Genomic DNA, 25,666 nt, shown 5'->3' on the forward strand with positions numbered 1-25,666 from the left:
GCAGCGTGGGATGTCTCGTTGGCCCGGCGCAGCTCGCGGACCTCCCGCTCGAGCTCACGGACTCGAGCGGCCTCGTCGGTGCGCACGCCGGTGCGTGGCCGTCGTCGATGTCGGCCTGGCGCACCCACAGCCGTACCGACTCGACCCCGTAGCCGAGCTGCTCGGCCACCCGCTTCACGGTGCCGTGGTCGCTGCCCAGCTCCGCGCGCAGGGTCCGGACCATCCGCACCGCGGCGGCCTTCTCCTCCTCGGAGTACCGACGCGTGCTCGGCTTGCCCGGCGACTGCTCTCTCGGCATAGCTCCATCCTCGTTCCAAGGCCAGCCTCCATCGGACCCAGGGCGAGTCACTCCTCCAGCGGTCGACGGGTCGACGATGTGCTCCCGGCGGACCGGCACACCATCCGCGTGGGATGAGCGCCCCCGGGCCGATCGCCTGGTCAGAGCAGCCCCAGCAGGCAGGCCCGGCGGACCGCGTCGCGCCTGCCAGCCGGCACACGATTCAAGACGCCAGCGTCCAGCCAGGCCGATCAGAGGCTTGGTCGAGAACGACGCAGCGGCGAACCATTGGCTGGGACGTCGACTGCGATCCTCGCTTCGCGCAGAAGCGGGCGGGCCGTCCCCCAAGCCGGCGGGGGTTTGCCCCAGCGACGAGGGCCTCCGCTCCTGACACGGTCACATGAGCCGCTTCTTCGTGGCGGGTCAGCTCCGCAATTGTGGAGGGTCCGTCAGATCGCGGGAGCTCATCGTGGCTCCGCGTCTGCAGTCCGAACCTGCGGGTGCCGGGTTCCGAAATGCGAGAGCGGCACGGACCGAGCGCGGACGTGGACAGCAGGGAGTTGGCGTGCCATCAGCAGTGTTGGAGCGCGGGCCGGTCTACGGCCCCGAGGACCCGACCGAGCCGGTCGACGTCGTGCGCAAGCCCTCGAAGCCTCGCGTCGTCGGTGTGGATGTGGCGCGCGGGCTCGCACTCATCGGGATGATGGCGACACATACCTTCGCGCTGCGTGGCGAGTACGGCTCGCCCTCGCTGGTACATGTGGTGGCATCCGGGCGGGCGGTCGCGACCTTCGTGCTGGTGGCGGGCGTCAGCGTGGCCTTCCTAACGGGCGGTCGAACGCGGCCGCAGGGCCGGGACCGCGCCGCGGTATCGGCGGGGCTCGTGGTCCGGGCAGTGCTCATCGGGCTGATCGGTCTCGCGCTCGGGTTCCTGTCCCCGCTCAACGGGATCCTCGGGATCCTTCCGTTCTACGGGCTGCTCTTCCTGCTGGTGATCCCGATGCTGCGCCTGAGGTCCTGGGCTCTCGCGCTCGTGACCGTGGCGTCCTTCGGTGTCGGATCGCTCGTCATCGTCGCCACGACCGGCGTGGGCCTGCCCTATGCGGGCGCTCAGCAGGATCCGACCCTCGTCACGCTCGTCGAGGACCCGCTCGGACTGCTGGCCCAGCTGGCGATCACCGGCGAGTACCCGGTCGTGGTCTACCTCGGCTATCTCGCGGCGGGGCTTGCCCTCGGCAGACTCGACCTCTCGTCGCGGCGCGTCGCGGGCTGGTTGCTGGGCGGCGGCCTCGTGCTCGCGGCGGCGGCCCAGGCGGTGTCGTGGCTGGTCCTGGGCCGGTTGGGCGGGCTCGCACAGCTCCTCCCGCTCGCCGCGGCGGGCGACGATCCCGCGCAGGCGGCCAACCAGCTCCTGTGGGAACCGGAGCGGATCGCGTCATGGTGGTACCTGGCACTTCCCGCTCCGCACTCGCACACACCCGTCGATCTCGTGCACACCTTGGGGTCCGCGGCCGCGGTGCTCGGGGCCGCGCTCCTGCTGACCCGGATCCGGGCCGGCCGTTTACTGCTGTCGCCGATCGGTGCCGCGGGCAGCCTCTCGCTGACGTTGTACTGCGCGCACCTGCTGCTCCTGGCGACGGGCTGGTCGACCGGGAACCGAATGGTGCTGTTCCTGACCATGGCGGTGGGCGGGCTGGTGTTCGCCGCGGTGTGGCGTCGCTGGTGCGGGCAGGGGCCGCTCGAGCGGGCCGTGTCGGTACCTGCGGGTGCGGCACGTCGTGCCGTGGCCTCGGCGCTCGATCGGCCGCGCTCCGGCGCAGAGCCGCGTGACGCCGGCTCGCACCTGGTGTGGCGAGTGGCCGCCCGCCTCCTCGTAGTCCTTGTCGTCGCGGGAGTCGCCGGGACCGGCGTGTGGGCAGTGACGCACCCCTTGGCCAGCGCGGGTGAGGAGCGTGACAGCGCGTCGGTGACGCAGCCCGAGCTGGCGCCGGACGCCGGCCCGGAGGCAGGATCGGCCGCCGAGACCGATGCTGCCGGGGCAGGCGCCGCTGGTCCTGAAGGCGCGGAGGAGCCTCCGAGGGAACGTGGCGTTCCGGCCGAGCCTGGTGCCGATGCGGAAACGGACGCTGATCCGGGCGGGGGTGTCGAGCCACCGGCGGAAGGTCAGCCGGTACCCGTGGCCCCGGTGGCGCGGCCCGCTCGCGCATCCGCGGATGTGGCCCGCTACTGCGGGCTGGCCACGCAGCTCTCGGTTCTCACGGAGGAGCACCCCGGCCAGCCGGACGTCGTGGTCAAGGAGGGCGCCACCATCCTGGAGGAGATGCGAAGGCACGCGCCGGCGGAGATCCGAGCGGCGGTGGACACGGTGGTCGACGACCTTCGGGCCCGCGGCGGTATCGGCCTCAGCGCGGCGCCTGCCCCGGAGAAGGTGCTGGCTGCCGAGGCGACGATCAAAGAGTTCGTCACGCGGAACTGCTGACTTTGTCGAGGCCCTGGGGTGCATGCCTCAAACCAGGCTGAGTTGTGCGCCTGCTCTTGGGCAGGGCCGCACTGCACAGTGGTGCTCGGCCGACGCCGATGGTCTAGGGCCGTCCTGGTTTCGGGAGAGGGCGCCCGTCCCCGGATCTGGCCCCTCGTGCTGCCGCGGCGCCACACCGGGGCATGCGAATCCCCGAAGGGCGGTCATGGCGATGCGGGTCCTGCTCATCGCGGCAGGCCGCACGCCGGCGATCCTCGCGATCTACATCGTCGTCAGCCAGACGTGAGTGGTCGGCGTACCCGCTGGCTCGTCCGCCTCGTCCGACCCAAGGTGCGGCTGAGCCAAGGGCACGCGCCACCGCATTAGTGCTCTTGCAGTGATCCGCGGACCGGCGGGAAACAGATTTTGCCGTCCTCTAACCTATTTCTCAGCGCGGTCACAGCTCATTTGGATGATGCTGCGCGGGTGTCCGGAACGTGCCTGCTCGCCCTCCGTGCCGCTTTCCGCGAGGGTCGTCTGTCGACTGACCGTCTGGGCCGGATCGCCGCCGGAGTGCTCGGGGCCGGCGCGGCCGTGCTGTTGGTAGGGCGGGCTGTCGGGCTGCTGGAGGACCGTGAACGTCGGGCGGGCAGCTGTACGGGCCTGGCGGCGCCGAGCCGCGGGACGAGGGACGTGGCGCCTCGGCAGAGAGCGTGGGCTCCGCCGACCGGACGTGACATGGCCGCCCTGGTGATCGATCTGATTCGGGATCTCGTGCCTTTCGTCCAGACGGCAGTCAAGGCCGCAGACGAGCTCGGTGACCGCCTGACCAGGCGATCGTCGGGATCGATCGCGAGGCAAGAGTGCGTGGATCGCGGCTAGGTTGATCAAACTCTCGCAGACGATTGGGCGGGAAGACGAAGCCGCCGATCCGACGCCCTGTCGACTCGTGCCAGCTCCTTCACCCACGCCGGCACGTCCCCGTCCCGCCGGCCCCGATCTTGAATCGCTGGTCCGACTCGGGTCGGACGATGCCTGCCGAAGTGCACGAGGATGAGCCGTGAGCGGAGGAGGGTCCGGACTTGAGAAGCGCGGTCTCAGGGTAGCCTGCACTGACTGTCCGATTTGCCTGCAAAAGGCAAGAAAAGACGTCTTTGGGTCCCTCGTCGTCAGGGTATTTAACCCATTGTCTGGTTCGTCTCCAGGGGGCACCCTCGGACGTATCGACAGAAGCTGACGGCGATCTTTTCGAGTGGGCACAGCACACGTTGCTGATGGGGGGCCGCATGTCGATCTTTTGTGTTGTCGAGCATGTGCGGCGCTCGTCCGGATCTCTGGGGTTCGGCGATCTTGACCAGGCATACGGGACGTCTTCCGAGCGTGGTTCGAGAGGCTGGCCTCACCGGGGCGCTCCGCGCGTTCGACAGCGCCGCCTGATGCTGCGCAACGGGTTCGTCGTGCAGAGACCCGGCCGTGTAGAGCGTGGAACCGCCGGAGGACCGGGTCGCAAGGCGATGGTGATCTGAGCGATGTCCACCGATTCGTCCAGCACGGGTGGATGCAACATGTCGTCTTCCTGGCGTCACTTCGATCTGTCAGGTTCGGGCCTGGTCGTCGTCGACCGGCACGAGGCGCAAGGCTGGCGCGTCCCGCGTCATGAGCGTCTGGATCTCGTTTTCGAGGAGCGTTGCGACTGGCTTCGCGAGTACGGCCGTGAGACGCAGTTGGCCGTGGATGGTGCGGAACTCTCGCTCACCTATGACGAGCTCGACCGTCACGCGAACCAACTCGCCAGGTACCTGCGATCGCAAGGGTTTTCGGCCGGTGATCGGATCGCGATTCTGTTCGAGGACCGGGTCGATTCCTATGTCGGCCTGCTTGCAGTGTTGAAAATCGGTGCGACGTGCGTTCCGCTCGATCCCGACGCCTTCGTCGAGCAGTTGGCCTTCGCCGTCACCGACTCAGGAGCGCGCGTCGTGCTCAGCCGCTCGCGTCTTCACGGGCGGCACGTCGAGACGACGCTGCTGCGCAACGTGGACGAGGTGATCTCGATCGACGACGCCGCGGGACCGATCGCCGACATGAGCGTGGCCCGACTGCAGCCGGCCGAGCGCGGAGGCGTCGCCGACAGGCTCGCCTACGTCCTGCAGGTCACCGACGCCACCGGCTGGTCGGGCGCGGTGGAAATCGACCATCAAGTCCTCTGCACTGCAGTGCGGATTGCTTCCGAGACGTTCGGGATCGGGGGCCACCGGATCTACCAGGGGCAACCGCTCTTCACAGGTGGCGGGACCGAGGAGGCCTGGATGGCCTGGGCCGCGGGTGCAACCTTGGTGCCGGCCCCCCTCGGGCCACCGTTGCGGGGTCAGGACCTACGTACCTATCTCGAGGAGCGGCGTGTCAGCGCGTGGTGCGCGACGCCGACGATGCTGTCCCTGGTCGAGCCGGATCTTCCGGGGCTGCGGTTGGTGGTGCTGTCCAGGGAGCCGTGCCCGCCGGCTCTCGTGGCGCGGTGGCAGGCGCCTCGGCGGCGTATTTTCACGGGTTACGTGCCCACCGGTGCGACGGTCACGGCAGCGTGGGCTGAGGCCGACCCGGACAAGCCGACGATGATCGGACTCCCGCTGCCGACGTATGCGGCCGTCGTGCTGGATCCAGATTTCCCTGCGGCCTTGCCGCGCGGCGAGACCGGAGAAGTGGGTCTCGCCGGACTCGGCTTGGCCTGTGGTTACTCGAACTCGTCCGGGGACCGGTTCGAGGAGGACTTCCTCAGGCTTCCGGGCAACCCGTCGGGTCGGATCTACCGGACCGGCGATCTGGGCCGCGTCGATGAGGACGGGGAGATCCAATACCGCGGCCCGAGCGCGTTGTGGTCGGGGGCGAGCGGTGTCGACGTCGCCGCGATCGAGTCGGTCCTGCTCGCTGTTCCGGGTGTGAGAACGGCTGCGATCCTCAGAAAGGGCCCTGCTCGTGAATCGACCGAGCTGACCGCCTACTACACGTGCTTCGGCAATGGTCCTGCTCCCGATGAGCAGGCGATCAGGTCCTGGATGTCTGAACGGCTACCGACGAGCGACATCCCTGCTCGGTTCGAGCGAGTCGAGACATGGCCGATGACAGTCGAAGGCAAGCTCGACCGCGCCAGCCTGCCGAACATGCCCGCCGACGCCGAGTTCAAGCGGCTGCTCGCCGTGTCCGGGCAGCTGCGCGACCAGGTGGAAGAAGCGCGCGATGCCCTGACTCACCCGGTGACACCGGATCACGAGCCCGTCGCTGTCGTCGAGCAGAACGACGCAAAGGTGTTGGAGGCCGACGGAGCCGAACCCGCCGCCGCAGATGCTGCTGAGCCGAAGCAGGCCTCGGGTCTGATGACGCTCGACCAGATCCTGGCGCCACCACCCCTGTCGGCGACATCTCCGGCCCCATCGGCGCCGCGAACACCCCCGCACGCGCTGCCTACGCCGTATCCCCGTGCAACCTCGCCTCGACCCACTCCTTACCCACGTGCGGGCACTCCTCGACCCACTCCTTACCCACGTGCGGGCACTCCTCGACCCACGCCGTATCCGCGATCGACGCCGCCTCAATCTCCACCGCTTCCCGCCTCCACCAGGCCGGCTCTCGCCGAGCTCGCTCGCACCACCGTTCCCACTGGGGACGCAGCAGCAGCTCTGTCCGTCGCGCTCGCCAAGGTCCTCGCCGAGGTGATGGAGCTGGAGCACGTCCCGGTGGACGGCAATGTGTTTGACGATCTGGGCGCGGACTCGATGGTGATGACGCGGTTCTGTGCGCGGCTGCGCAAGCGGGAGGACCTGCCGTCGATCTCGATCAAGGACGTCTACAGGCACCCGACGATTGCTGCACTCGCTGCGGCTTTCGGGTCGTCGGCCCCCGTCGCGTTGTCGGCCCGGCCGGCAAGCGACGACATCGTCCCGAAGCTGGGGCAGGTGCTGGCCGAGGTGCTGGGCGTGGGCGAGGTGCAGCCGGACCAGAACGTGTTCGACGATCTGGGCGCGGACTCGATGGTGATGACGCGGTTCTGTGCGCGGCTGCGCAAGCGGGAGGACCTGCCGTCGATTTCGATCAAGGATGTCTACGCGCACCCGACGATTGCTGCACTCGCTACGGCTTTCGCGTCGTCGACCCACGTCGCAACGTCGGCTCGGGTCGCAGACGACGGCGTGGTCCGGAGCCTCGGGCAGGTTCTGGCCGAGGTGCTGGGCGTGGACGAGGTGCAGCCGGACCAGAACGTGTTCGACGATCTGGGCGCGGACTCGATGGTGATGACGCGGTTCTGTGCGCGGCTGCGCAAGCGGGAGGACCTGCCGTCGATTTCGATCAAGGATGTCTACGCGCACCCGACCCTTGCGGGTATGGCCGCCGCGGCCTACGGGAGCGCGTCGTCCGTGGACGTGCCCCTCGGCAGACCGGCTCCGAACCCAGCCGTCCCTGCAGATAACACGCCTGTGCGACACAGCACGTTCGGCTACTGGCTGACCGGCTTCCTGCAGCTGGCGACCTTCCTGATCTACGTGACTGGCGCCGGCTACGTCATGGACCGGGCCTACGTCTGGATCTCGACGAGCGTCGGGCTGGTGGAGATCTATCTCCGCTCACTCGAGGCGGGCGCCCTGGCGTTCCTGGCCATGGCCCTACTACCGGTCGTGGCGAAGTGGCTGTTGGTCGGGCGGTGGAAGGAGACGGAGTTCCCGGTTTGGAGCCTGCGCTACTTCCGGTTCTGGCTGGCGAAGACCTTGATCCGGGGCAATCCGCTGGCGCTTCTGATGGTCGGTTCCCCGCTCTACTCCGTCTACCTGCGTCTGCTCGGGGCGAAGGTCGGCAAGGACGTCGTCATTCTCACTCGTCACGTCCCGGTGTGCACCGATCTGATCAGCATCGGGTCCGGCACGGTCGTCCGGAAGGACGTCTACCTGCTGGGGTACCGCGCCCACGCCGGGCAGATTCAGCAGGGACGGGTCACGCTCGGCCGTGACGCTGTCGTCGGGGAGAAGAGCGTGCTGGACATCGGCACCGCGATGGGCGACGGCGCGCAGTTGGGCCACGCCTCCTCGCTGCACCGCGGGCAGAGCGTCCCGGCGGGGGAGCGATGGCACGGGACGCCACCGGTCCCGACGAACACCGACTTCCTCCGGCTACCTGCCGGGCGGGTGCGGGCGCTGCGGAAGCTCACCTTCGTCACCAGCCAGCTGTTCAAGCTGTTCGCGATCTATCTGCCGCTCGGTTTCGGCGGACTGTTCATGCTGCTCACCGAGGTGCCACAGTTCAGCGCGCTGCTCGAGCCGGGTGCCCTGGGGTACACGAACGCGGCCTTCTACATCGACGCGCTCGTCGGCTCGGCGACCGTCGTCCTCGTCAGCCTGTTCCTCGGGCTGGCGATCGTCTTCACCCTCCCGCGCTTGGCGGCGCTGTTCGTCCGGCCGGACCGGGTCTATCCGCTCTACGGCTGGCGGTACTCGCTGCACCGTACCGTCGTACGGCTGACGAACATCAAGACGTTCGTCACCCTCTTCGGCGACAGCTCCTACATCGTGTGCTACCTCTATCTGCTCGGCTACGACCTCGGGAAGGTCGAGCAGACCGGCTCGAACTTCGGATCCATGGTGGCGCAGGAGACGCCTTACCTCGTCTCGGTCGGTCGCGGCACTGTCATCGCGGACGGGCTCTCGGTGAACAACGCCGAGTTCTCCAGCAGCGCCTTCCGCACGTCGCGGGTCTCGATCGGGGCCCGGAACTTCCTCGGCAACCACATTCCCTACCCGACCGGCGGGCGCAGCGGGGATGACTGCCTGCTCGCCACGAAGGTCGCCGTGCCCATTGACGGCCCGGTTCGTGAGGGTGTCGGCCTGCTCGGCTCGCCCGCGTTCGAGATCCCGCGGACGGTCGCGCGCGACCGGGCGTTCGAGATCACTCCGGAGGCAAGGCGCCGGAAGCTGCGCCGCAAGAACGTCCACAACGCAGTCACGATCGCGCTCACCCTGCTCGTGCGCTGGGGCCACGTCCTCGGGCTGCTGCTGCTCGGGCTGCTGGCCGTGGATCACTACGCCGACCTCGGACCGGTGGCTTTCGCCGCCGAGGTCCTCACGAGTGTGGCGTTCTCGCTGCTCTGGTTCGCGTTCTGGGAGCGGGCGATCGTCGGCTTCCGGCCGATACAGCCGAAGGTCTGCTCCATCTACGACGTGCGCTTCTGGCGACACGAGCGGTTCTGGAAGCTCACCATGCCGCCGATGGAGCGCCTGCTCGCCGGCACCCCGTACCGCAACGTCGTCGCCCGGATGCTCGGCCTGCGAGTCGGCCGGCGCGTGTTCGACGACGGCGCGTCGATCACCGAGCGCACCATGACCACGATCGGCGACGACTGCTCGCTCAACCCCGGCGCCACCATCCAGTGCCACTCCCAGGAAGACGGCGCCTTCAAGTCCGACCGCTCTGCACTTGGCGCCGGAGTAACTCTCGGCGTTGGCGCGCTGGTCCACTACGGCGTGTCGGTGGGCGACGCCGTGGAGATCGAGCCCGACTCGTTCGTCATGAAGGGCGAGGAGATCCCGGCCGGGGCGCGGTGGGGCGGCAATCCGGCACAGGAGCTGGACGACGAACCCGCGGCACAGGTGCCGCGCGCCGCCGTCCAACGGTCCGCCGGGGAAATGCCCCGACCTGCGGACCACAGACCGCTCTACGAGGTGACGGTGTGAGTCGAGCTCGCGGACGCTGGTGCGGGGTGTCCCGAAGATCCTCGGCTCAGTAGAGGTAGATGTCCACCAGCAGCGCACCGATGCCCGAGAGCAGCGCCGTCAGTGCGACGTCACGCCCTTCTCTGTGTCGCCCCGGGCCGAACCCGACCACCAGGGCGACCGCCGCCGTCGCAAAGACGCCACTACCGGTGTCCTGCCAACTCACGGGAAACACCACGACGGGAGCATCGACGAAGAACTCCGTCGCGCCGACCCTGTTGAGTATCGAATTCCACGCGAGCGGACCCGCCGCCGAGGCCACGGCAGCGGCGATGATCAGCGTGGGCTGTCGTGGCCTCACAGCCAGGACCACGAGTAGCGCGGCGACAACGGCGGACAGTGCGGCGCCGTATGCGACGGTGAACCACGGGAGGATCACGGCGCACCACTTCCCTCGGGGCGTCCGGGCTGGAGCAGTAGGAGCTCTCAGACCAACTGGTGTAACCGTGGTTACGGTACGCGGCCGGCTTACAGAAGACGTGAAGAGACCGAAGGGCCGGGGCCGCGAAAGGGGGGATGCGGTCCCGGCCCGAGCAGGTGGCGGGGGGATCCTCCACCCAAGCTCGGGTGTACGGCGTCCGGCGATGTCGGGCAAGGCCGATCGGTCCCACCGAAGCAGATTTTGCCGTCGCCTAACCGAACTCTCAGGCCGATCACAGTGGCTGTCGAAGATGCTGCTCGAGTGTCCGGAACGTGCCTGCTCGCTCCCCCTGTCGCTCCCCCTGGCCGTGGTCTCCTGGGTGACCGTCTGGGACGGTTCGCGGCCGGCGTGCTCGCCGTCGTTGTGGTGCTGTCCGTGGTGCGGGCGTTCGGGCCGTTGACCTATCCCGGTGACATCTGGCGGCAGGCGGACACCGCGACGATCGCCCGGAACTTCGCCCGGAACGGGATGAACCTGTTCTTCCCGCAGATCAACTGGGGCGGGAACGGGCCCGGCTACGTCGAGACCGAGCTGCCGCTGATGCCGTGGCTCACCGGCGGGCTCTACCTGATCTTCGGTGAGCACGAGTTCCTCGGGCGGCTGGTCTCCCTGGCGTTCATGGTCGCGGCGGCGGCCGCGTTCTGGGGGCTGGCGCGCCGGGTGCTCCCGGCGGCTCCGGCGCGCTGGGCGCTCATCGCGTTCGCGGTGTCCCCGGCGTTCCTGCGCTGGGGCACGGCGTTCATGCCCGAGGCCACGGTCCTGTTCTTCACGATCCTGGCCCTGCTGCTGTTCTGCCGGTGGCTCCAGGAGGACCGGCTGGCACTGCTGGTGGGGGCCGGCGCGGCGGCTTCGGTTGCCGGCCTGGTGAAGCCGACGTCGTTGCACGTGGGAATCGTGCTGCTGGTGTGGGTCCTGATCGCAGACCGGTCGCGGCTGCGCAGGCCCGCCCTGTACGTCGTGGGAGTCGCGGCGCTGGTGGCGCCGGTGTTGTGGCTGCGTCACGCGTCCTCGCTCTACCGCGAGTACGGCAACACCTTCGGCGTCATCTCTGGCGGCGACAACAAGTTCGGAAACCTCGCCCTGTGGACCTCGCCCGACTTCTACGTGGGCTTGGCGCGTGCCGAGTTGCTGTTCATCTTCGGCGTGATCGGCCTCCCGCTGGCGATCCTCGGCGCCGTGCGGCTGTGGCGCGACCGCCGCATGGTGCCGGCCTTCGCGGTCGTGGCTGCGGGCTTCGTCGGAGCGACGATCCTCTACTTTCTCGCGGGCCGCTACACAGGTTCCGAGCTGGGCATCCAGTACCACGTCTTCTCGCTGCCGTACACCGCGCTGGCCACCGGCGTCGGGGTCTTCGTACTCGGGCGATGGGTCACCGAGCGGGCCAACGGCGGTATCGACGAGCGTCGTCTGGTGCGTACCGTGGCGGCGGTCATGCTGGTGCTCCTGCTCGCAGCCCAGTCGCTGTACATCTTCGCGCGCTCGTTCTCGGACCAGGCCGGGGCGTTCGGGACGTGTGCGGATCGCATCGCTGGCCTGTCGGCGCCGACCGACCTGATCGTGGTGGGGACCGACAGCACAACCGTCGACGACGGAGTGGCCAACAACTACGAGGAGCCCGTCGTCCACCACCGGGCCGACAGGCGAGGATGGGTGCTGGCCGCCGACCAGTACGAGCAGACCGAGCTCCTGAGCGGCTTCCGCGAGCAGGGCGCCCGGTACTTCGTCAACCCGTTCCCCGAGCTGGTGACGCCCGGGCAGGCCCTGGATCGTTGGCTGCAGGCCAATGCCCAGGAGGTGTCGAGCTCGGCCACCGCCGGCTGCGACATCTGGGCGCTCCGGTCGGGCTGATGGCCGGAGAGGCCGAGGACACCCACGAGGTGGGTGCCCGCATTCTGCTCATCGAGGACGACCAGGGACTGGGGGAAGGCCTCGTCGAGAGCCTGACCCAGCAGGGCCACCAGGTCTCCTGGGTGCACACCGGGCATGCCGGGCTCGACGCGGTCGCGGACGGCGACGCGGTCGACCTGGTGCTGCTCGACCTCGGGCTGCCGGACATGGACGGGATCAGGGTCTGCCGGACCCTACGAACCCTGTCGCCCGACGCCGTGATCGTGATCCTGACCGCTCGTGGTGCCGAGATGGACGTCATCGTCGGCCTCGATGCCGGCGCTGACGACTACCTCACCAAACCGATCCGGCGCGACGAGCTCCTCGCGCGGGTCCGTGCTCACCTTCGACGCGCGCGGCCTTCGGGTGACGACGAGACCGTGCGGCTCGGTGATCTCGAGCTCGACCTGCGGCAGCGCAAGGTCCTGGTGAAGGGGCAGGAGCTCGTCATGCGCGCGAAGGAGTTCGACCTGCTCGAGCGGCTGGCCCGCGACCCCGGATCGGCGCTGAGCCGGCAGACGCTCATGGCGGAGGTGTGGAATGACCGCTGGGGCGGATCTACCAAGACACTCGACGTGCACGTCGCGTCGCTACGTAAGCGGCTCTCGGGACTCCCGGCCGGGACACGTCTGCCCCGCATTCTTACGCTGCGCGGGCACGGATACCGACTCGAACCGCCGGAGCCTTAGTGTGCGATCGGTCAGCCTTCGGCTGCGTCGCGGCCGGCCTCGAACGACGGGAGGTGGCGTCGCGTGCGCACGCGCATCATCTCCCTTGCAGTGATCATCGCCGCCATCGCGGTGGCGCTGTTCGGCATTCCGCTCGCGGTCGGGCTCGCCCGCTACGCGGTCGCCGAGGAAGGCGTCACCCTTCAGCGGGTCGCTGACCTCACGGCCGCGGCGGTGCTCACCGATCTGGCTCACGACCGGATGCCTGCCGCCCTGCCCGTCGGCAGTCCCCGCGACGACGACACGCTCGTGGGGCTGTTCGACGACGACGGCCTACGCATCATCGGCGAGGGACCTCCGGTCGGCGACGTGTACGTCACCGCCGCGCTGCAGGGAGCCGGCCCACAGATCGTCGAGAGCGACGGCATGGTGATCGTGGCCGTCCCTGTGATCGGTGAGCACGAGATCGTCGGTGCGGTCCGGGCGACGCGCCCGGTGCCGAGGGTCTACGCCGAGCTCATCCCGATCTGGCTGGGGATGGTGGGTCTGGCGGCGCTGGTCCTCGCGGCCGGATGGGCGATCGCACGGCGGCAGGCCAGGCGGCTCACCCAGCCACTGGAGGACCTCGCGGTGCTGGCCGAGAGACTCGGCGACGGGGACTTCAGCGTTCGGGCCCCACGGGCCGGTCTTGCCGAGGTCGACGCCCTCGGCACCGCTTTCACCACCACGGCCGCTCGCCTGGACGACCTCCTCGCCCGCGAACGTGCGTTCTCGGCGGAGGCCTCCCACCAGCTCAGGACGCCTCTTGCAGCGCTGCGGCTGCGTCTGGAGAACGCTCGCGCACGTCCGGAAGCCGACGTCGACGCGGCTCTCGACGCCGCCATCTCGGAGACGGAGCGGCTGACACGCACCATCGAGGAGTTGCTGCAATTCGCGCGATCACGCGGGAACGAACGGTGGGCGCCTGTTGATCTGCCGGCTGTGCTCAACGATGTGACCGAGACGTACCGGATACGGCTCGCGGCAGAGGGTCGAACTCTTGAGGTGAACATCGCTGCGTCGGACGAGGCCGAGGGGCTTGACGGAGAGGCCGCGGAAGCCCTGCCGTCCGCGGTCGTGGGTTCCCATGGCGCGATTCGCCAGGCCCTGGCAGTCCTTCTCGACAACGCTCTGCAGCATGGAGCGGGAGCGGTCCGGATCGGCGTGCGAGAAGTCGGTGACGCCGTGGCGGTCGACGTCGAGGACGAGGGACCGGGCTTCGGCGACGCCGACGGCGATGGCCCCGGCATCGGCGCGGGAAGCGGGACGGGGCTCGGCCTCCCACTCGCGACGCGACTGGTCGAGAACCAGGGTGGAAGGCTGGTCCTGACCCGGGAGAGCCCGCCGAAGCTGACGCTGTTCCTGCCGCTCGCTTCCGCTCCGGTCGCCGCTGTCGGAGGCTCGTGATGAGTGGTGCTCGACCTTCACGCGAGCCGGGCCGGACCAGGCTCAGCGGGTTCGAGTGGAGCCCGTCCCGGGTGCTCGTCGTGGCGGTGGCGACGCTGCTACTCGGATCTGCGCTCGGGTTTCTTCTGCCACACCCGGCGACGTCCGACGCGCCTGCCCCGGACTCGGTGGAGGTCGGCTTCGCCCAGGACATGACCGTCCACCACCTGCAGGCGATCCAGATGGCCGATCTGGTCTTCCGCGACAGCCCGGACCCGCTCGTTCGGGCCCTCGCCTACGACATCTTCACCGGCCAGACGGAGCAGGTCGGGCAGATGCAGGGCTGGTTGGCCCTGTGGGGGAGGGCGCAACTGCCGAGTGGCGGTCACATGAGCTGGATGGGTCACGGCGGACACGGTGGGACGGCCACCATGCCCGGCATGGCCAGTCCCGAGGAGCTGTCCGCGCTGCGGAGCACCCCGGCGGGACCCGCTCGGGAAGGCTTGTTCCTGCAGCTGATGCTGCGCCCCACCAGGGCGGCGCCTCGATGCTCAACTACGCGGCCGCTGAGGCGCACAACCCGGTCGTCGCCAACTTCGCGCCCAGGCGGCGAGCCTCCAGAACCACGAGACCGTGGTGATGACCGAGCTGGTGGACGCGCGCGGCATGAGAACTCTGTAGAGGCAGAAAAGGTAGCCCGCTGGGCGTCCTTACGCGTAGTCGAAATCGTATGAGGCGCGACCTTGCGAGGACCGCAAGGAACTGCTGGCCGAGGCCACTTACTTCAATTCGACACCGGCGTGTCCGCGTCGGCGGCCCGTTGGCCACGCTGGCCGTACCTGCGGTCCAGTGCCTTCAGTCGCAGGTTAACCGGGCGAGCGGCGGCAACACTTGCGCACCGAAAGATAGAGGACGGTAAAAACCTGGCCACGGCATGCTGTCTGTTCAGGAATGACGCTGAGAAAACGTGGTACGGAGGTTTCCTCAGCGTCGCCACAGTTGTCGTACATAGATTATGAGGTGTGATCGATGAGCCTTCCCGTGAACACCTGACTGCGCCCCATCGCTCGGCCTCGACGTCGTTCGTCGACACCAGGGGTCAGGAGTACGCGACCCTCCTGCCGGCACTCCTGGCTGAGGGCCGGGAGCTGCTCGTGTTCTTGCGTTGGCTCCTCATGCGGCGATGAACGTCAGCTGAGGGAGGAGGTCGCCTCGGGCCGCTGGACGCGGTCCACCTGAGGCGGCGGTCTCACGATGCTCCGCTGGCCGGCGGCCATGAGGCAACGGCAGCCGGTCGACTGTGCTGGAGCTCGACCGGGGCGTGGTGGAGCTGGATCGTCGTGGGCTCGTGACCGCTCTCGTCGCGGACGTCACGATCCGACGTCGGGAACGCCGACCGGCCGTGTGTCGGCCCGGGACGAGACCGGGGCGCGCTCGGATTGCACTCCCGGTCCTGCCTCCCGACCGGGCGCGGCCAGGCAGCGACGGAGATTAGCGGCGTATGCCCCTTCGGCGGTAGGCCCCGGACAGCAGCGCGACACCCACTGCAGCGACGATGACCTGCACCAGCAGCTCGAGCCAGTCGATGCCGCTGGTGTTCGTCGGGATCCCGATGGCACGGGCGAGCCACGTGCCGACGAGCGCGGCGACGATGCCGACGAGGATCGTGAGCCAGATCGGTATGGGCTGGCGGCCGGGCAGGACGAGCCGCCCGAGAGCCCCGATGACGAGCCCGATCACGATCGCGCTGATGATGCCGGTGATGGTCATGTCGACCTTCTGTCGACGCCTCCGGCGTGATCGCCGGGTCCCCCGATGATGAGCGCTCACAAGGGGAGCGGCACTTTCTATCGGCCTGCGCTCCTCGCCGCCGCGCTCGTGGTCAGGTCAGGCCCGGAAGCAGCAGCCCGGCACCCAGGCCCAGCACCGCGCAGGACCCCAGTACCCGCAGAACGGGCCACCGCAGGACGAACAGCAGGATCGAAGCGATGGCGACGAGTACCGCTGGGACGGGGCGCAGCGAGCTGAGGTCGGGTAGCTGAAGCGCCAAGGGTCCGTCGTCGAGCGAGATGGTGCGGGAGAAGAGGGTGCTGATGGCGAAGAACAGGCCGAGGTTGGCGATCACGCCGACGACCGCGGCGGTGATGCCGCTGAGCGCGGCGGTGAGACCGGTGTTGTGCCGCAGGCGCTCGATGTAGGGGGCGCCGAGGAAGATGAACAGGAAGCTGGGCACGAAGGTGACCCAGCTGACCAGCAACGAGGCGAGCACTCCGGCGACCCAGGGGGACAGCGTGCCGGGGTTGGCGTACGCGCCGAGGAACGCCACGAACTGCACGACGATGATCAGCGGGCCGGGGGTGGTCTCGGCGAGGGCGAGCCCGCGCACCATGTCGGCGGAGGTGACCCAGCCGAAGGTCTGCACGGCCTGCTGCGCGACGAAGGCGAGCACGGCGTACGCGCCGCCGAAGGTGATCAGTGCGGTGCCGGAGAAGAACAGACCTTGGCTGGTGTAGACGCTGCCGATGCCGGTGAGCGCGGCGACCGCGGCGACCGGCGCGAGCCACACAATTACGCCGAGGCCGAGGCTGCGGATGGTGCGGGCGGTGGACGGACGTGCGGTGTGCAGAGTGTCGTCGCGGATGAGCGGCTCTGGTCCGTCCGTTGCTTCCTTGTGCGCCGGCGGGCGGGCCAGCTCGGGGTTGCGCTTGCCGTACCAGCCGATCAGTGCGGCCGCGGCGAGGACGATCGGGAACGGCACCCCGAACACCGCCAGGCTCACGAAGGACGCAACCGCAACCCCGACGAGCACGCGGTTTCTCAGCGCCCGCCCGGCGACCCGGACGACGGCCTGGGCGACGATCGCGACCACCGCGGCGGCGAGCCCGGTGAACAGGGCGGCGACGACGGTGGTGTCGGCCAGCGCGACGTACAGCGCCGAGAGCGCGAGCAGGGAGGCCACGCCCGGTAGGACGAACAGCACGCCGGCGGCGAGGCCGCCGCGGCGGCCGTTCAGCAGCCAGCCGACGTAGATGGCGAGTTGGTGGGCCTCCGGGCCGGGCAGCAGCATGCAGTAGCTCAGCGCGTGGAGGAACCGGCCCTGGCTGATCCAGCGGTGCTCGTCGACCAGGGCCCGTTGCATGACGGCGATCTGTCCGGCCGGGCCGCCGAAGGTCTGCAACGAGATCAGGAACCAGGCGCGCAGAGCGGAGCGGAAGGGCACCACATCCGCACCGGCTCGGGTGTCCGGGGCGGCGTCGCTCGGGGGTGAAGCGGTGGCGTCGGGGGCAGAGATGTCGTCTGCGGACACGCGGCTGCGCTCGTCAGGAGGGGTCACGGCAGGCTCCGGGGGAAGGGTGGCCGTCGTCATGTGGTCAGGCGGGAGGGACGCCGAGCAGCACGGCACGGCGGTAGTACTCGTAGAGCCCGTCGAACATGGGGCCCGTGACGGTGAGGATCTCCTGGTCGTCGAGGGGGTCATCGACAGCCCGCGCAGGATTGCGTCCAGGCCCGGGGCGTCGGGTGCGTCGTAGCGGTCGTCCTCGAGGTCGGCTTCGTGCACCGCTTCGGCGAGCTTCCACAGCACCGGGTCGGTCAGTTCGTGGCGACGCAGGATCGTCTCGAAAGTGCAGTCCTGCCCGCCGCCGAACGCCTGGTGCCCGAGCTCCACGCCACGCATGTCGAACGGCTCGCGTCGGGCGGCACCTCCGCCAGATCCCGGACGAACACGAACTCCGGATTCGGGTCGAGAATGCGGCGGATCAGCCATGCCGAGGCCGCACGGTCGATGTGGATCCCGCGCCGCGTCGCCCACCTCATCGCGTGCCCTCGGTAGCCGTCCCGGCGGCATTCTTCGCCTGTGCCGCGTCCGCGCGGTGCGCGAGCTCGTCGACGGCGTTCCTGGCGAGCGCCCGCTCGGGAGGCGGGAAGAAGTCGCGCCGCTCGATCCGGCGCAGCTCGGCGCGCAGCCGCTTCACCAGGCCCTGGCGGTCGCCCTCGTCATGCGCCTCCCCGGCTCTGCGGGTGACCGCCTCGTACTCGGCGGCCCGCGCTGTGGCCATCTGCGTGGCGAGCCGGCGTTCGTCGGCGACCGAGTCCGGGGTCGCGGTCCACAGCATCGACTCCCCACACGCCTGGCCGATGTCCTCGGCGACCCACTCCAGCTGCTCACGGGTGCGCGCGTCCGCGGGCAACGCCACCAGCCCGTCGCCGACCTGAGCCACACCGAGACGCTTCAGCGCCCGCCACACCGCAATCCGCGGCGTCGAAGGCTCCCGAGGCACGCGGTACCACAGCAAGACCCAGGAGGACGTCGCTTCGACCACAGGGCGATGCAACCATGGTTACATCCGGCTAGGCAAGCTGCCGGGCTCCGAGGGGTCGGCCCGTAATGGTCCGGCGACGGCTGCGATGAGCAGGCGGGGCGAGCAGCCGTCCCGGGTGCGGGTTCGAGGAGGCTCATGCGCGAGGTACGCCGGTGGTCGACGCTCGGCGCGGCAGGGGCGTTCCTCGTGATGCCGCTCTTGATGGTTCTGATGGCGACCCCGGTAGCCGCGCATGGCCTCGACCAGCCGGCCGAGCGCAGTCTTCCGCAATTCCTGGGCCTCGGGATGCTGCACATGCTCGGCGGATGGGACCACCTGTTGTTCATCGCCGGGGTCATCCTGCTGGCCCGGGAGGCGGGACGGGCGGCCAAGCTGATCAGTCTCTTCGCCGCTGGCCACAGCCTCACGCTGCTGCTGTCGGTGGGCTTCGGCTGGCGGATGGACGTCGTGTTCGTCGATGTCGTCATCGCTCTCAGCGTCGTCTTCATCGGAGTGGCCGGCCTGCTACCGCCACCGATCTGGTGGCCTCTCGTGACCGGCGCAGTGTTCGTGTTCGGGCTGGTGCACGGTGTGGGACTGGCCACGCGCTTCGCGGAGCTGCGCCTGCCCCAAGAAGGTCTTCTCGGCTGGGCCGTGGCCTTCAACATCGGTATCGAGCTCGGGCAGGTCATGGCCATCTCCGTGCTCGCCTTCCTCGCCGAGTGCGTCCGCCGCCGGCTCGAGAGCCCACGCTTCAGGCGAGGCTTACACCTCGGTCTCGTCGCAGCCGGTTGCCTAGCGGCCGCGGCGCTGCTCCTGCCGAGCGATGCGTCCGTCCCAGACGAGGCAGCCGCCTCCACTGCGGTGACGAGCCGGTTCGGTTAGCCCGCCGTCCGGATCGCCTGCTTTGCCGGGCTGGGTTAAACAACGGCAAAATCTCTCGTCCGCACCCCGTGTCGGGTATCTGCCCCATTGCCCGATGGGGTCTGCTCGGTCAACCCTCGGGAGGAGGGAGCCGGACCGCGTGAGGCGGTCTGCTGAGGGGTGCAGCACCGGCTGCTGGATGGGGGGCTCATGTTCATCATGCCCAGACGCCCGGCTTTGGCAGGACCACGGGCGTTGACGGGACGACGCTTGTGCAGATCAGGCGCTGACGGGCGTCCCGACGGTCGTGCCGGTGCTCAGCTCGTTGTGGAGCTCATCGTCGGGGCGCAGGTGGGGTGAAAGGATGTCCTCGACTTCTTCACCTGATCCCGAGTTCGAGCAGGTCGTGTCGTCGTTGGGCCCCGAGTCGGACGTTCCGCTCGCGGACCTCGTCGTCGTCGACCGGCATGAGGCGCAGGGTTGGCGGGTCCGCCGCCACGAGCGGCTCGACTTCGTGTTCGAGGAGCGTTGCGACTGGATCCGGGAGTATGGACGGGCCGGTCAGCTCGCAGTTGACGGCCCCGAGTGCTCGTTGACCTATGACGAGCTCGATGCTCGGGCCAACCGGCTTGCTCGGTATCTGCGCCTGCACGGCACCGACGCAGGGGATCGGGTCGGGCTGTTGTTCGACGATCGCGTCGAGGCCTATGGGGCGACGCTCGCGGTGTTGAAGATCGGTGCGACGTGTGTGCCGCTCGATCCGACCGCTCCGGTTGATCGCATCGCCTTCGTCGTCGCCGACACCTCCGTGCGGGTCGTGTTGAGTCGTTCCCAACTGCGTGGCCGGGTCGCCGGTACCGAGGCCCTGCTGGCCACAGCAGCCGAGGTCGTCGCCGTCGACGAGGCGGCACAGCTGATCGGTGAAATGAGCGCGCAGCGACTGCAACCAGCGGAGCGGGGGGCACTGGTCGACCGGACCGCCTACATAGTGCACCTGAGCGATGCCTCCGGGTGGTCGGAGGGCGTGACGATCGATCATCGCAGCATCTGCAATGCGGTGCGCATCTCCTCGGAGACCTTCGGAGTCCGCGGGCATCGCCTCTATCAGGGAAAGGCTCTGTCCTCCGGGGGAGGCATCGAGGAGACCTGGATGGCGTGGGCATCGGGCGCCACGCTGGTTCCGGCACCCGAGGGGCCACACCTGCGCGGTCCTGCGCTGCATGCGCAGCTCGTGGACCGTCGCGTCACTGCCATCTGCACCACGCCGGCGCTGCTGTCCACGCTCGAGACGGATCTGCCTGCGCTGCAGGTGCTCGTGGTGTCGGGCGACCCGTGTCCGCCGAGCCTCGTCGCGCGATGGCGCCGTCCGGGTCGGCGCTTCTACACCGCCTATGTGCCGGGCGGTGCGACGGTGGCTGCGGCCTGGGCCGAAGCGCAGCCGGACATGCCGGTGATGATCGGTGCCCCGCTGCCGACCTACGCGGCGGTCATGCTCGATCCGGACTATCCGATGGCGCTGCCCCATGGCGTGACGGGCGAGATTGGCCTCGCCGGCCTGGGTTTGGCGTGCGGATATCTGGATCCGTCAGGAGAAGCGTTCGTCGAGGACTTCCTCGGCATCCCTGGCAACCCCTCCGGCAAGATCTACCGCACCGGCGACCTCGGCCGGGTCAACGGCGCCGGCGAGATCGAGTACCGCGGGCGTACCGCCCTGCAGACGGTCGTGGACGGACAACGCGTCGATCTCACCGCGGTGGAATCGGCGATGCTGTCTGTGCCCGGCGTCACCTCTGCGGTTGTCGATATTCATCGCCCCGCGCCGGAGCTCGCCGAGCTGGTCGGCTACTACACCTGCTGCGTGGACCGGCCCCAGGCCGACGAGCAGACCGTCTGGGCCTGGCTGCGCGATCGGCTCGACCCCACACACCTGCCGGCGCGCCTGCAGCAGCTCGAGGCCCTGCCGCTGACCGCCGACGGTGTCGTGGATCGGGCGGCGTTGACATCGCAACCCATCGCGGACCCCGAGGTGCGCGAGTTGCGCACCGAGAACGCCCGGCTGCAGGAGCAGCTGGAGGGCCTCGGTCAGCCGGCTGCCGAGCCCGAAGTCGCCACACCACCAGCCACACCAGTGGAGGCCGAGCCCGGAAACCTGACCTTTGACGACATCGTCCGGCCTCCCTCAGCGCATTCCCCCGAGCCCGCACCGCCGCCGGAGCCGCAGGCCAGTGGCTTGGCCTTTGACTTGGCAGCGCCCGCGCCGGCCCCGCCGAGTGCGCCGTCTCGACCGACGCCCTACCCACGTTCACCGGCGCAGACACCCGCGCCTCCGCCTACGCCGGACCCGCGACCGACGCCCTATCCTTGCTCACCGGCTTCGACGCCCGGCTCGCCGAGCCGTGCTTCGCGACCGACGCCCTACGCGCGCCCACCCGTGCAGGTGACGGCGGGTCAGCCCCCGCCCGCGGCTTCCGCCGCGCCGCCCGTTGCCATCCCGCCGACTCCGGCTGCGCCGACGGGCACGACCTCGCCGGCTCCCGTAGGCGCGGCGTCGACAGCAGGATTGGGCGCGGCCTTGGCAAGCGTGCTCGGTGAGGTACTGACCATCGAGCACGTTCCCGTCGACCGCAACGTGTTCGACGACCTCGGGGCGGACTCGATGGTCATGACGCGCTTCTGCGCGCGACTGCGCCAGCGCGACGACCTGCCGTCGGTCTCGATCAAGGATGTCTACGCCCACCCGACGATCGCCGGACTCGCCACCGCCTTCGCGGACTCCGTACCGGCTCCCGCACAGCCGACCCCTCACGGTGCATCCGTCGTCGAGGGTCTCGGCCAGGTGCTCGCCGAGGTGCTCGAGGTCGACCACGTGCCTGTGGACCGCAACGTGTTCGACGACCTCGGCGCGGACTCGATGGTGATGACCCGCTTCTGCGCACGCCTACGCAAGCGCGACGACCTGCCGTCGATCTCCATCCGTGACGTCTACGCCAACCCGACCATCGTCGGCATGGCCGCGGCGGCCGCCCCGGCCACGGCGCCGGCCGCCACGCACACTGCGACGCCTGCTCCGCCGCCGGTGGCCCCGGTCCGGCACAGCACCTTCGGATACCTGCTCACCGGATTCCTGCAGCTGCTGAGCTTCCTGCTCTACGTCACCGGCCTCGGCTACGTGCTGGACCGTGCCTACGTCTGGATCCTCACGAGCGTCGGGCCGCTGGAGATCTACGTCCGCTCGGTCCTCGCGGGCGGGGCCTTGTTCCTGGTCATGTGCCTGGTACCGGTGGTGGCGAAGTGGCTGTTCATCGGGCGCTGGAAGGAGCGCGAGATCCCGGTGTGGAGCCTGCGCTACTTCCGGTTCTGGCTGGTCAGGATCCTCACCCGGGCCAACCCACTCGTTCTGATCATGGTCGGGTCGCCGCTCTACACGCTGTACCTGCGCGCGCTCGGCGCCAAGGTCGGCAAGAACGTCGTCGTCCTAAGCCGGCACCTGCCCGTCGCCACCGACCTGCTCACCATCGGCTCGGGCACCGTGATCCGCAAGGACGCCGTGCTGCTGGGCTACCGCGCCCACGCCGGGAAAATTCAGACCGGTCGGGTCACGTTGGGCCACGACGTCGTCGTTGGCGAGAAGAGCGTGCTCGACATCGGCACCGCAATGGGCGACGGCGCCCAGCTCGGCCACGCCTCTGCCCTGCACCGGGGCCAGGCCGTGCCCTCCGGGCAGAGTTGGCACGGCTCACCTGCGGTTCCGACAACCACGGACTTCCGTGGGGTGCCTCCGCTGCGGGTGCGACGGCTGCGCAAGCTGACCTACGTCGCGAGCCAGCTGCTGAAGCTGTTCGCGATCTTCCTGCCGCTCGGCTTCGGTGGCCTGTTCCTGCTGCTCACCCAGGTCCCCCGGCTGGCCGAGCTGCTCCAGCCCGGCGCGGCCGGGCACACCACCGCGCACTTCTACCTCAACGCCCTCATCGAGTCCGCTGTGCTCGTTTTCGGCGGCCTGCTCATCGGGCTGCTCGTGGTCTTCACCGTGCCGCGGGTCCTGGCCCTGTTCGTGCGACCGGACCGCGTCTACCCCGTCCATGGCTGGCGGTACTCCCTGCACCGCACGATCACCCGGCTGACCAACGTGCGGCTGTTCGTCTACCTGTTCGGCGACAGCTCCTACATCGTCAGCTACCTCTACCTGCTCGGCTACGACCTCGGGAAGGTCGAGCAGACCGGCTCGAACTTCGGCTCCAACCTCGCCCAGGAGACCCCGTACCTCACCTCGATCGGACGCGGCACGGTCGTCGCCGACGGACTCGCGGTGGTCAACGCCGACTTCTCCAACACCTCGTTCCGCACCTCACGGATCGCCATCGGGGGCAACAACTTCCTGGGCAACAACATCGCCTACCCGATCGGCGGCCGCACCGGCGACGACTGCCTGCTCGCCACCAAGGTCGCGGTGCCGATCGACGGCCCGGTCCGCCACGGCGTCGGCCTGCTCGGCTCACCCGCGTTCGAGATCCCCCGCACCGTGCAGCGCGACCGGGTCCTCGAAGTCGACGTCCTCGAGCGCCGGCGGCAGCTACGACGCAAGAACCGGCACAACCTGGCCACCATCGCGCTGTTCCTGTTCGTCCGCTGGGGCCACGTCCTCGGCCTGCTGCTGCTGGCCCTGGTCGCCGTGGACCACTATCACGACTGGGGCCCTGCCGCGTTCGCCTCCCAGGCCGCCGCCAGCCTGCTGTTCACGATCCTGTGGTTCGTGTTCTGGGAGCGGATGTCGATCCGCTTCCGGCGGCTGCGCCCGCGCTCGTGCTCGATCTACGACGTGCGCTTCTGGCGCCACGAGCGGTACTGGAAGCTGATGGTGCCGCCGCTGGACCGCATGCTCGCCGGCACCCCGTACAAGAACCTGGTCATGTGCCTTGTGGGCACGAAGATCGGCCGACGGGTCTATGACGACGGCTCCGGCATCCTCGAGCGCACCCTCACCAGCATCGGCGACGACTGCACGCTGAACTTCGGCAGCATCATGCAGTGCCACTCCCAGGAGGACGGCGCCTTCAAGTCCGACCACATCGCCATCGGCTCCGGCGTGACCCTCGGCATCGGCGCGTTCATCCACTACGGCGTCACCATCGGCGACGCCGTCGAGATCGCCCCCGACTCCTTCGTCATGAAGGGCGAGGAGATCCCGGCCGGGTCGCGGTGGGGTGGTAACCCCGCCCACGAGCTCGTCGAGCCGCTGGCGGGCTCGACCTACACAGCGGGGGCGGAAGTGCCGTCTCAGGACGGGCAGCTCGCTACTTCGGAACAGGCACTTCGCTCTGGTGCTCTCGCCGGCCGACAGTGACGCACCCGCAACCAGAAGGCTGACGGAAGCGATTGCATCGCGGCCCGCACCGGCGCGACGAATGCAGAAAGGACGTAGCCGGGTCATACCCTGACCCACAGTGTTGCCGTCGACGCTAATCACGCGCACTGGCCGCAGCCCGGGTGGCTGTTATGCGCACTCTATAGCGACTTCTGCTTGACGGCGAAGGCTAACGAGATAGCCGTGATCAATTCTGACGACGCCGGATGGTTCTGACGGCAATACCTTCTCGGAGCTAGGCGGTAGGCCCTGCCCCACCCCCCAGCGCAGGGCCGCCACCCAACCCGTGACTCACGGCGTACTTGGCAACCTTGCAGCCACGCACTCCCGGGACCCAGCTTCTAGAAGGAGCAATCGGCGAGCCGGGAAATACCTGGCTGTGTCGCCCCTCACTGGGCCCAGGAAGAGCTCGCTGAAACGAGTGGGGGCGGCGGTCTGAGCGGTCAGGCTCAGGCTGTTCCTGCTTGCCCGCCCAACTTCGCCGACGGAAATCGCCTGGAAAGGGCTGCCATCAAGGCGGCCAGCGCTGTGACGGTGATCAGCCCGATGGTGGTCGACGTGGCGTTGACTTGTTGATCTCGGCGTGAAGGACGGCGACTGCCAGCACGCTTGCTCCGGTGCCGCGCATGGCGACGCCGAGGGCGAGGCGGACCGCGAGGGCGAAGACGATCGTGATGGCAGCGGTTCGCCAGAGTGGCCCGGAAGCGAGCGGCAGGAGCGGCAGGTGCAGCAGCGCGAACGGCAGGGCTGTCAGGCCAGCCGCGACGGGTAGGCCGTGCCGCTGCTCGAGGCGGGTCTGGAGGAAGCCGGCCCAGGCCAGTTCCTCGGCGAGATTGATGATCAACACCGCGGTGACGAGCTGGAAGGCCTGGCCGAGCAGGAAGGAGGGGACGTCGGCGAGGACCGGTCGGGAGCCGGCGAGCAGGTGTGCCGCCAGGGCCAGGAGCGGCAGGGTCGCGACGACGAGGGCCCACCATTCGATGCCGATCGCCAGCGCAGGGCGCGGGCGAGGAGAGCTCGCGCCGCGCGCCCCTCGACGAGGAGCGTGATCCCCAGCGCTGCGGGCAGGAGCACAGCAGGGTGGCCGCCAGCGCGAAGGGCTCCGGCGGGAGCGGGCCGCCCGGGATCCAGCCGTACCGGGCAAGGGCCGGAATGGCGAGGATCGGCCAGCCGAAGCCGAGGATCAGCGTCACGAACGCAGCCAGCGGGTGACGCACGACGAGGTCGCGGAGCCAGTGGTGTGAAGCCCGGGCA

The 25,666-nt window shown here is 69.2% G+C and carries 14 protein-coding genes and 1 pseudogene; 8 read left to right on the top strand and 7 right to left on the bottom strand.

Annotated features, from left to right (window positions below):
* Window positions 1-14: 14 nt before the first annotated feature.
* Window positions 15-298: pseudogene (locus tag ACQP04_RS02635) on the bottom strand (transposase); the annotation flags it as partial.
* A 613-nt stretch (window positions 299-911) separates the two neighbouring features.
* Between ACQP04_RS02635 and ACQP04_RS02640 the strand changes: the two are divergent.
* Window positions 912-2,756, top strand: coding sequence for a heparan-alpha-glucosaminide N-acetyltransferase domain-containing protein (locus ACQP04_RS02640; protein ID WP_433505484.1), 1,845 nt, complete (start codon window positions 912-914; stop codon window positions 2,754-2,756).
* 1,508 nt (window positions 2,757-4,264) lie between these two features.
* Window positions 4,265-9,445, top strand: a complete 5,181-nt coding sequence (locus ACQP04_RS02645; protein ID WP_433505485.1) for a Pls/PosA family non-ribosomal peptide synthetase — start codon at window positions 4,265-4,267, stop codon at window positions 9,443-9,445.
* A 46-nt stretch (window positions 9,446-9,491) separates the two neighbouring features.
* Here ACQP04_RS02645 and ACQP04_RS02650 read toward each other — a convergent pair whose 3' ends face one another.
* The gene (locus ACQP04_RS02650; RefSeq protein WP_433505486.1) at window positions 9,492-9,863 is read right to left on the bottom strand and encodes a hypothetical protein; all 372 of its coding nucleotides are present in this window, start codon (window positions 9,861-9,863) and stop codon (window positions 9,492-9,494) included.
* Window positions 9,864-10,253: 390 nt separating this feature from the next.
* Here ACQP04_RS02650 and ACQP04_RS02655 point away from each other — a divergent pair, with 390 nt between their 5' ends.
* From ACQP04_RS02655 to ACQP04_RS02670, 4 genes are all read left to right on the top strand, one after another.
* Window positions 10,254-11,753: an ArnT family glycosyltransferase gene (locus tag ACQP04_RS02655; RefSeq protein WP_433505487.1), complete on the top strand. Its 1,500-nt coding sequence runs from the start codon at window positions 10,254-10,256 to the stop codon at window positions 11,751-11,753.
* Window positions 11,753-12,481: a response regulator transcription factor gene (locus ACQP04_RS02660; protein WP_433505488.1), complete on the top strand. Its 729-nt coding sequence runs from the start codon at window positions 11,753-11,755 to the stop codon at window positions 12,479-12,481. Before ACQP04_RS02655 ends, ACQP04_RS02660 begins: the two co-directional genes overlap by 1 nt.
* A 63-nt stretch (window positions 12,482-12,544) precedes the next feature.
* Window positions 12,545-13,906 carry a histidine kinase dimerization/phospho-acceptor domain-containing protein gene (locus ACQP04_RS02665; protein WP_433505489.1) on the top strand — a complete coding sequence of 454 codons (1,362 nt, stop codon included), beginning with the start codon at window positions 12,545-12,547 and terminating at the stop codon, window positions 13,904-13,906.
* A gap of 221 nt (window positions 13,907-14,127) precedes the next feature.
* Window positions 14,128-14,619 (top strand): DUF305 domain-containing protein, encoded by a 492-nt coding sequence (locus tag ACQP04_RS02670; RefSeq protein WP_433508282.1) that lies wholly within the window; start codon window positions 14,128-14,130, stop codon window positions 14,617-14,619.
* 757 nt (window positions 14,620-15,376) lie between these two features.
* Here ACQP04_RS02670 and ACQP04_RS02675 read toward each other — a convergent pair.
* From ACQP04_RS02675 to ACQP04_RS02690, 4 genes are all read right to left on the bottom strand, one after another.
* Window positions 15,377-15,655, bottom strand: a complete 279-nt coding sequence (locus tag ACQP04_RS02675; protein ID WP_433505490.1) for a GlsB/YeaQ/YmgE family stress response membrane protein — start codon at window positions 15,653-15,655, stop codon at window positions 15,377-15,379.
* A gap of 112 nt (window positions 15,656-15,767) precedes the next feature.
* Window positions 15,768-17,552, bottom strand: coding sequence for a chromate efflux transporter (gene chrA / locus ACQP04_RS02680; RefSeq protein ID WP_433505491.1), 1,785 nt, complete (start codon window positions 17,550-17,552; stop codon window positions 15,768-15,770).
* Window positions 17,477-17,701 (bottom strand): chromate resistance protein ChrB domain-containing protein, encoded by a 225-nt coding sequence (locus tag ACQP04_RS02685; RefSeq protein WP_433505492.1) that lies wholly within the window; start codon window positions 17,699-17,701, stop codon window positions 17,477-17,479. Before ACQP04_RS02685 ends, chrA begins: the two co-directional genes overlap by 76 nt.
* A complete protein-coding gene (locus ACQP04_RS02690) occupies window positions 17,698-18,207 on the bottom strand; it encodes a Chromate resistance protein ChrB (RefSeq protein ID WP_433505493.1) in 510 nt (169 codons plus the stop codon). The genes ACQP04_RS02685 and ACQP04_RS02690 overlap by 4 nt, the downstream gene beginning before the upstream one ends.
* Before the next feature lie 135 nt (window positions 18,208-18,342).
* On the opposite strand from ACQP04_RS02690, the gene ACQP04_RS02695 reads away from it, so the two are divergent.
* Together ACQP04_RS02695 and ACQP04_RS02700 are read left to right on the top strand one after the other, a co-directional pair.
* The gene (locus ACQP04_RS02695; protein ID WP_433505494.1) at window positions 18,343-19,071 is read left to right on the top strand and encodes a HupE/UreJ family protein; all 729 of its coding nucleotides are present in this window, start codon (window positions 18,343-18,345) and stop codon (window positions 19,069-19,071) included.
* Between the two features lie 343 nt (window positions 19,072-19,414).
* Window positions 19,415-24,391, top strand: coding sequence for a Pls/PosA family non-ribosomal peptide synthetase (locus ACQP04_RS02700; RefSeq protein ID WP_433505495.1), 4,977 nt, complete (start codon window positions 19,415-19,417; stop codon window positions 24,389-24,391).
* A gap of 559 nt (window positions 24,392-24,950) precedes the next feature.
* Here the strand turns inward: ACQP04_RS02700 and ACQP04_RS02705 are convergent.
* The gene (locus ACQP04_RS02705) at window positions 24,951-25,556 is read right to left on the bottom strand and encodes a CPBP family glutamic-type intramembrane protease (protein WP_433505496.1); all 606 of its coding nucleotides are present in this window, start codon (window positions 25,554-25,556) and stop codon (window positions 24,951-24,953) included.
* Window positions 25,557-25,666: the final 110 nt, after the last annotated feature.

Source organism: Pseudonocardia halophobica, assembly GCF_050948485.1.
Taxonomy (GTDB): domain Bacteria; phylum Actinomycetota; class Actinomycetes; order Mycobacteriales; family Pseudonocardiaceae; genus Pseudonocardia; species Pseudonocardia halophobica.

Coding starts and splice junctions, on each gene's coding strand:
- ACQP04_RS02685 (WP_433505492.1), bottom strand. CDS start 17,701: ATGAGGTGGGCGACGCGGCGCGGGATCCACATCGACCGTGCGGCCTCG.
- ACQP04_RS02695 (WP_433505494.1), top strand. CDS start 18,343: ATGCGCGAGGTACGCCGGTGGTCGACGCTCGGCGCGGCAGGGGCGTTC.
- ACQP04_RS02670 (WP_433508282.1), top strand. CDS start 14,128: ATGGCCGATCTGGTCTTCCGCGACAGCCCGGACCCGCTCGTTCGGGCC.
- ACQP04_RS02700 (WP_433505495.1), top strand. CDS start 19,415: ATGTCCTCGACTTCTTCACCTGATCCCGAGTTCGAGCAGGTCGTGTCG.
- ACQP04_RS02645 (WP_433505485.1), top strand. CDS start 4,265: ATGTCCACCGATTCGTCCAGCACGGGTGGATGCAACATGTCGTCTTCC.
- ACQP04_RS02675 (WP_433505490.1), bottom strand. CDS start 15,655: ATGACCATCACCGGCATCATCAGCGCGATCGTGATCGGGCTCGTCATC.
- ACQP04_RS02660 (WP_433505488.1), top strand. CDS start 11,753: ATGGCCGGAGAGGCCGAGGACACCCACGAGGTGGGTGCCCGCATTCTG.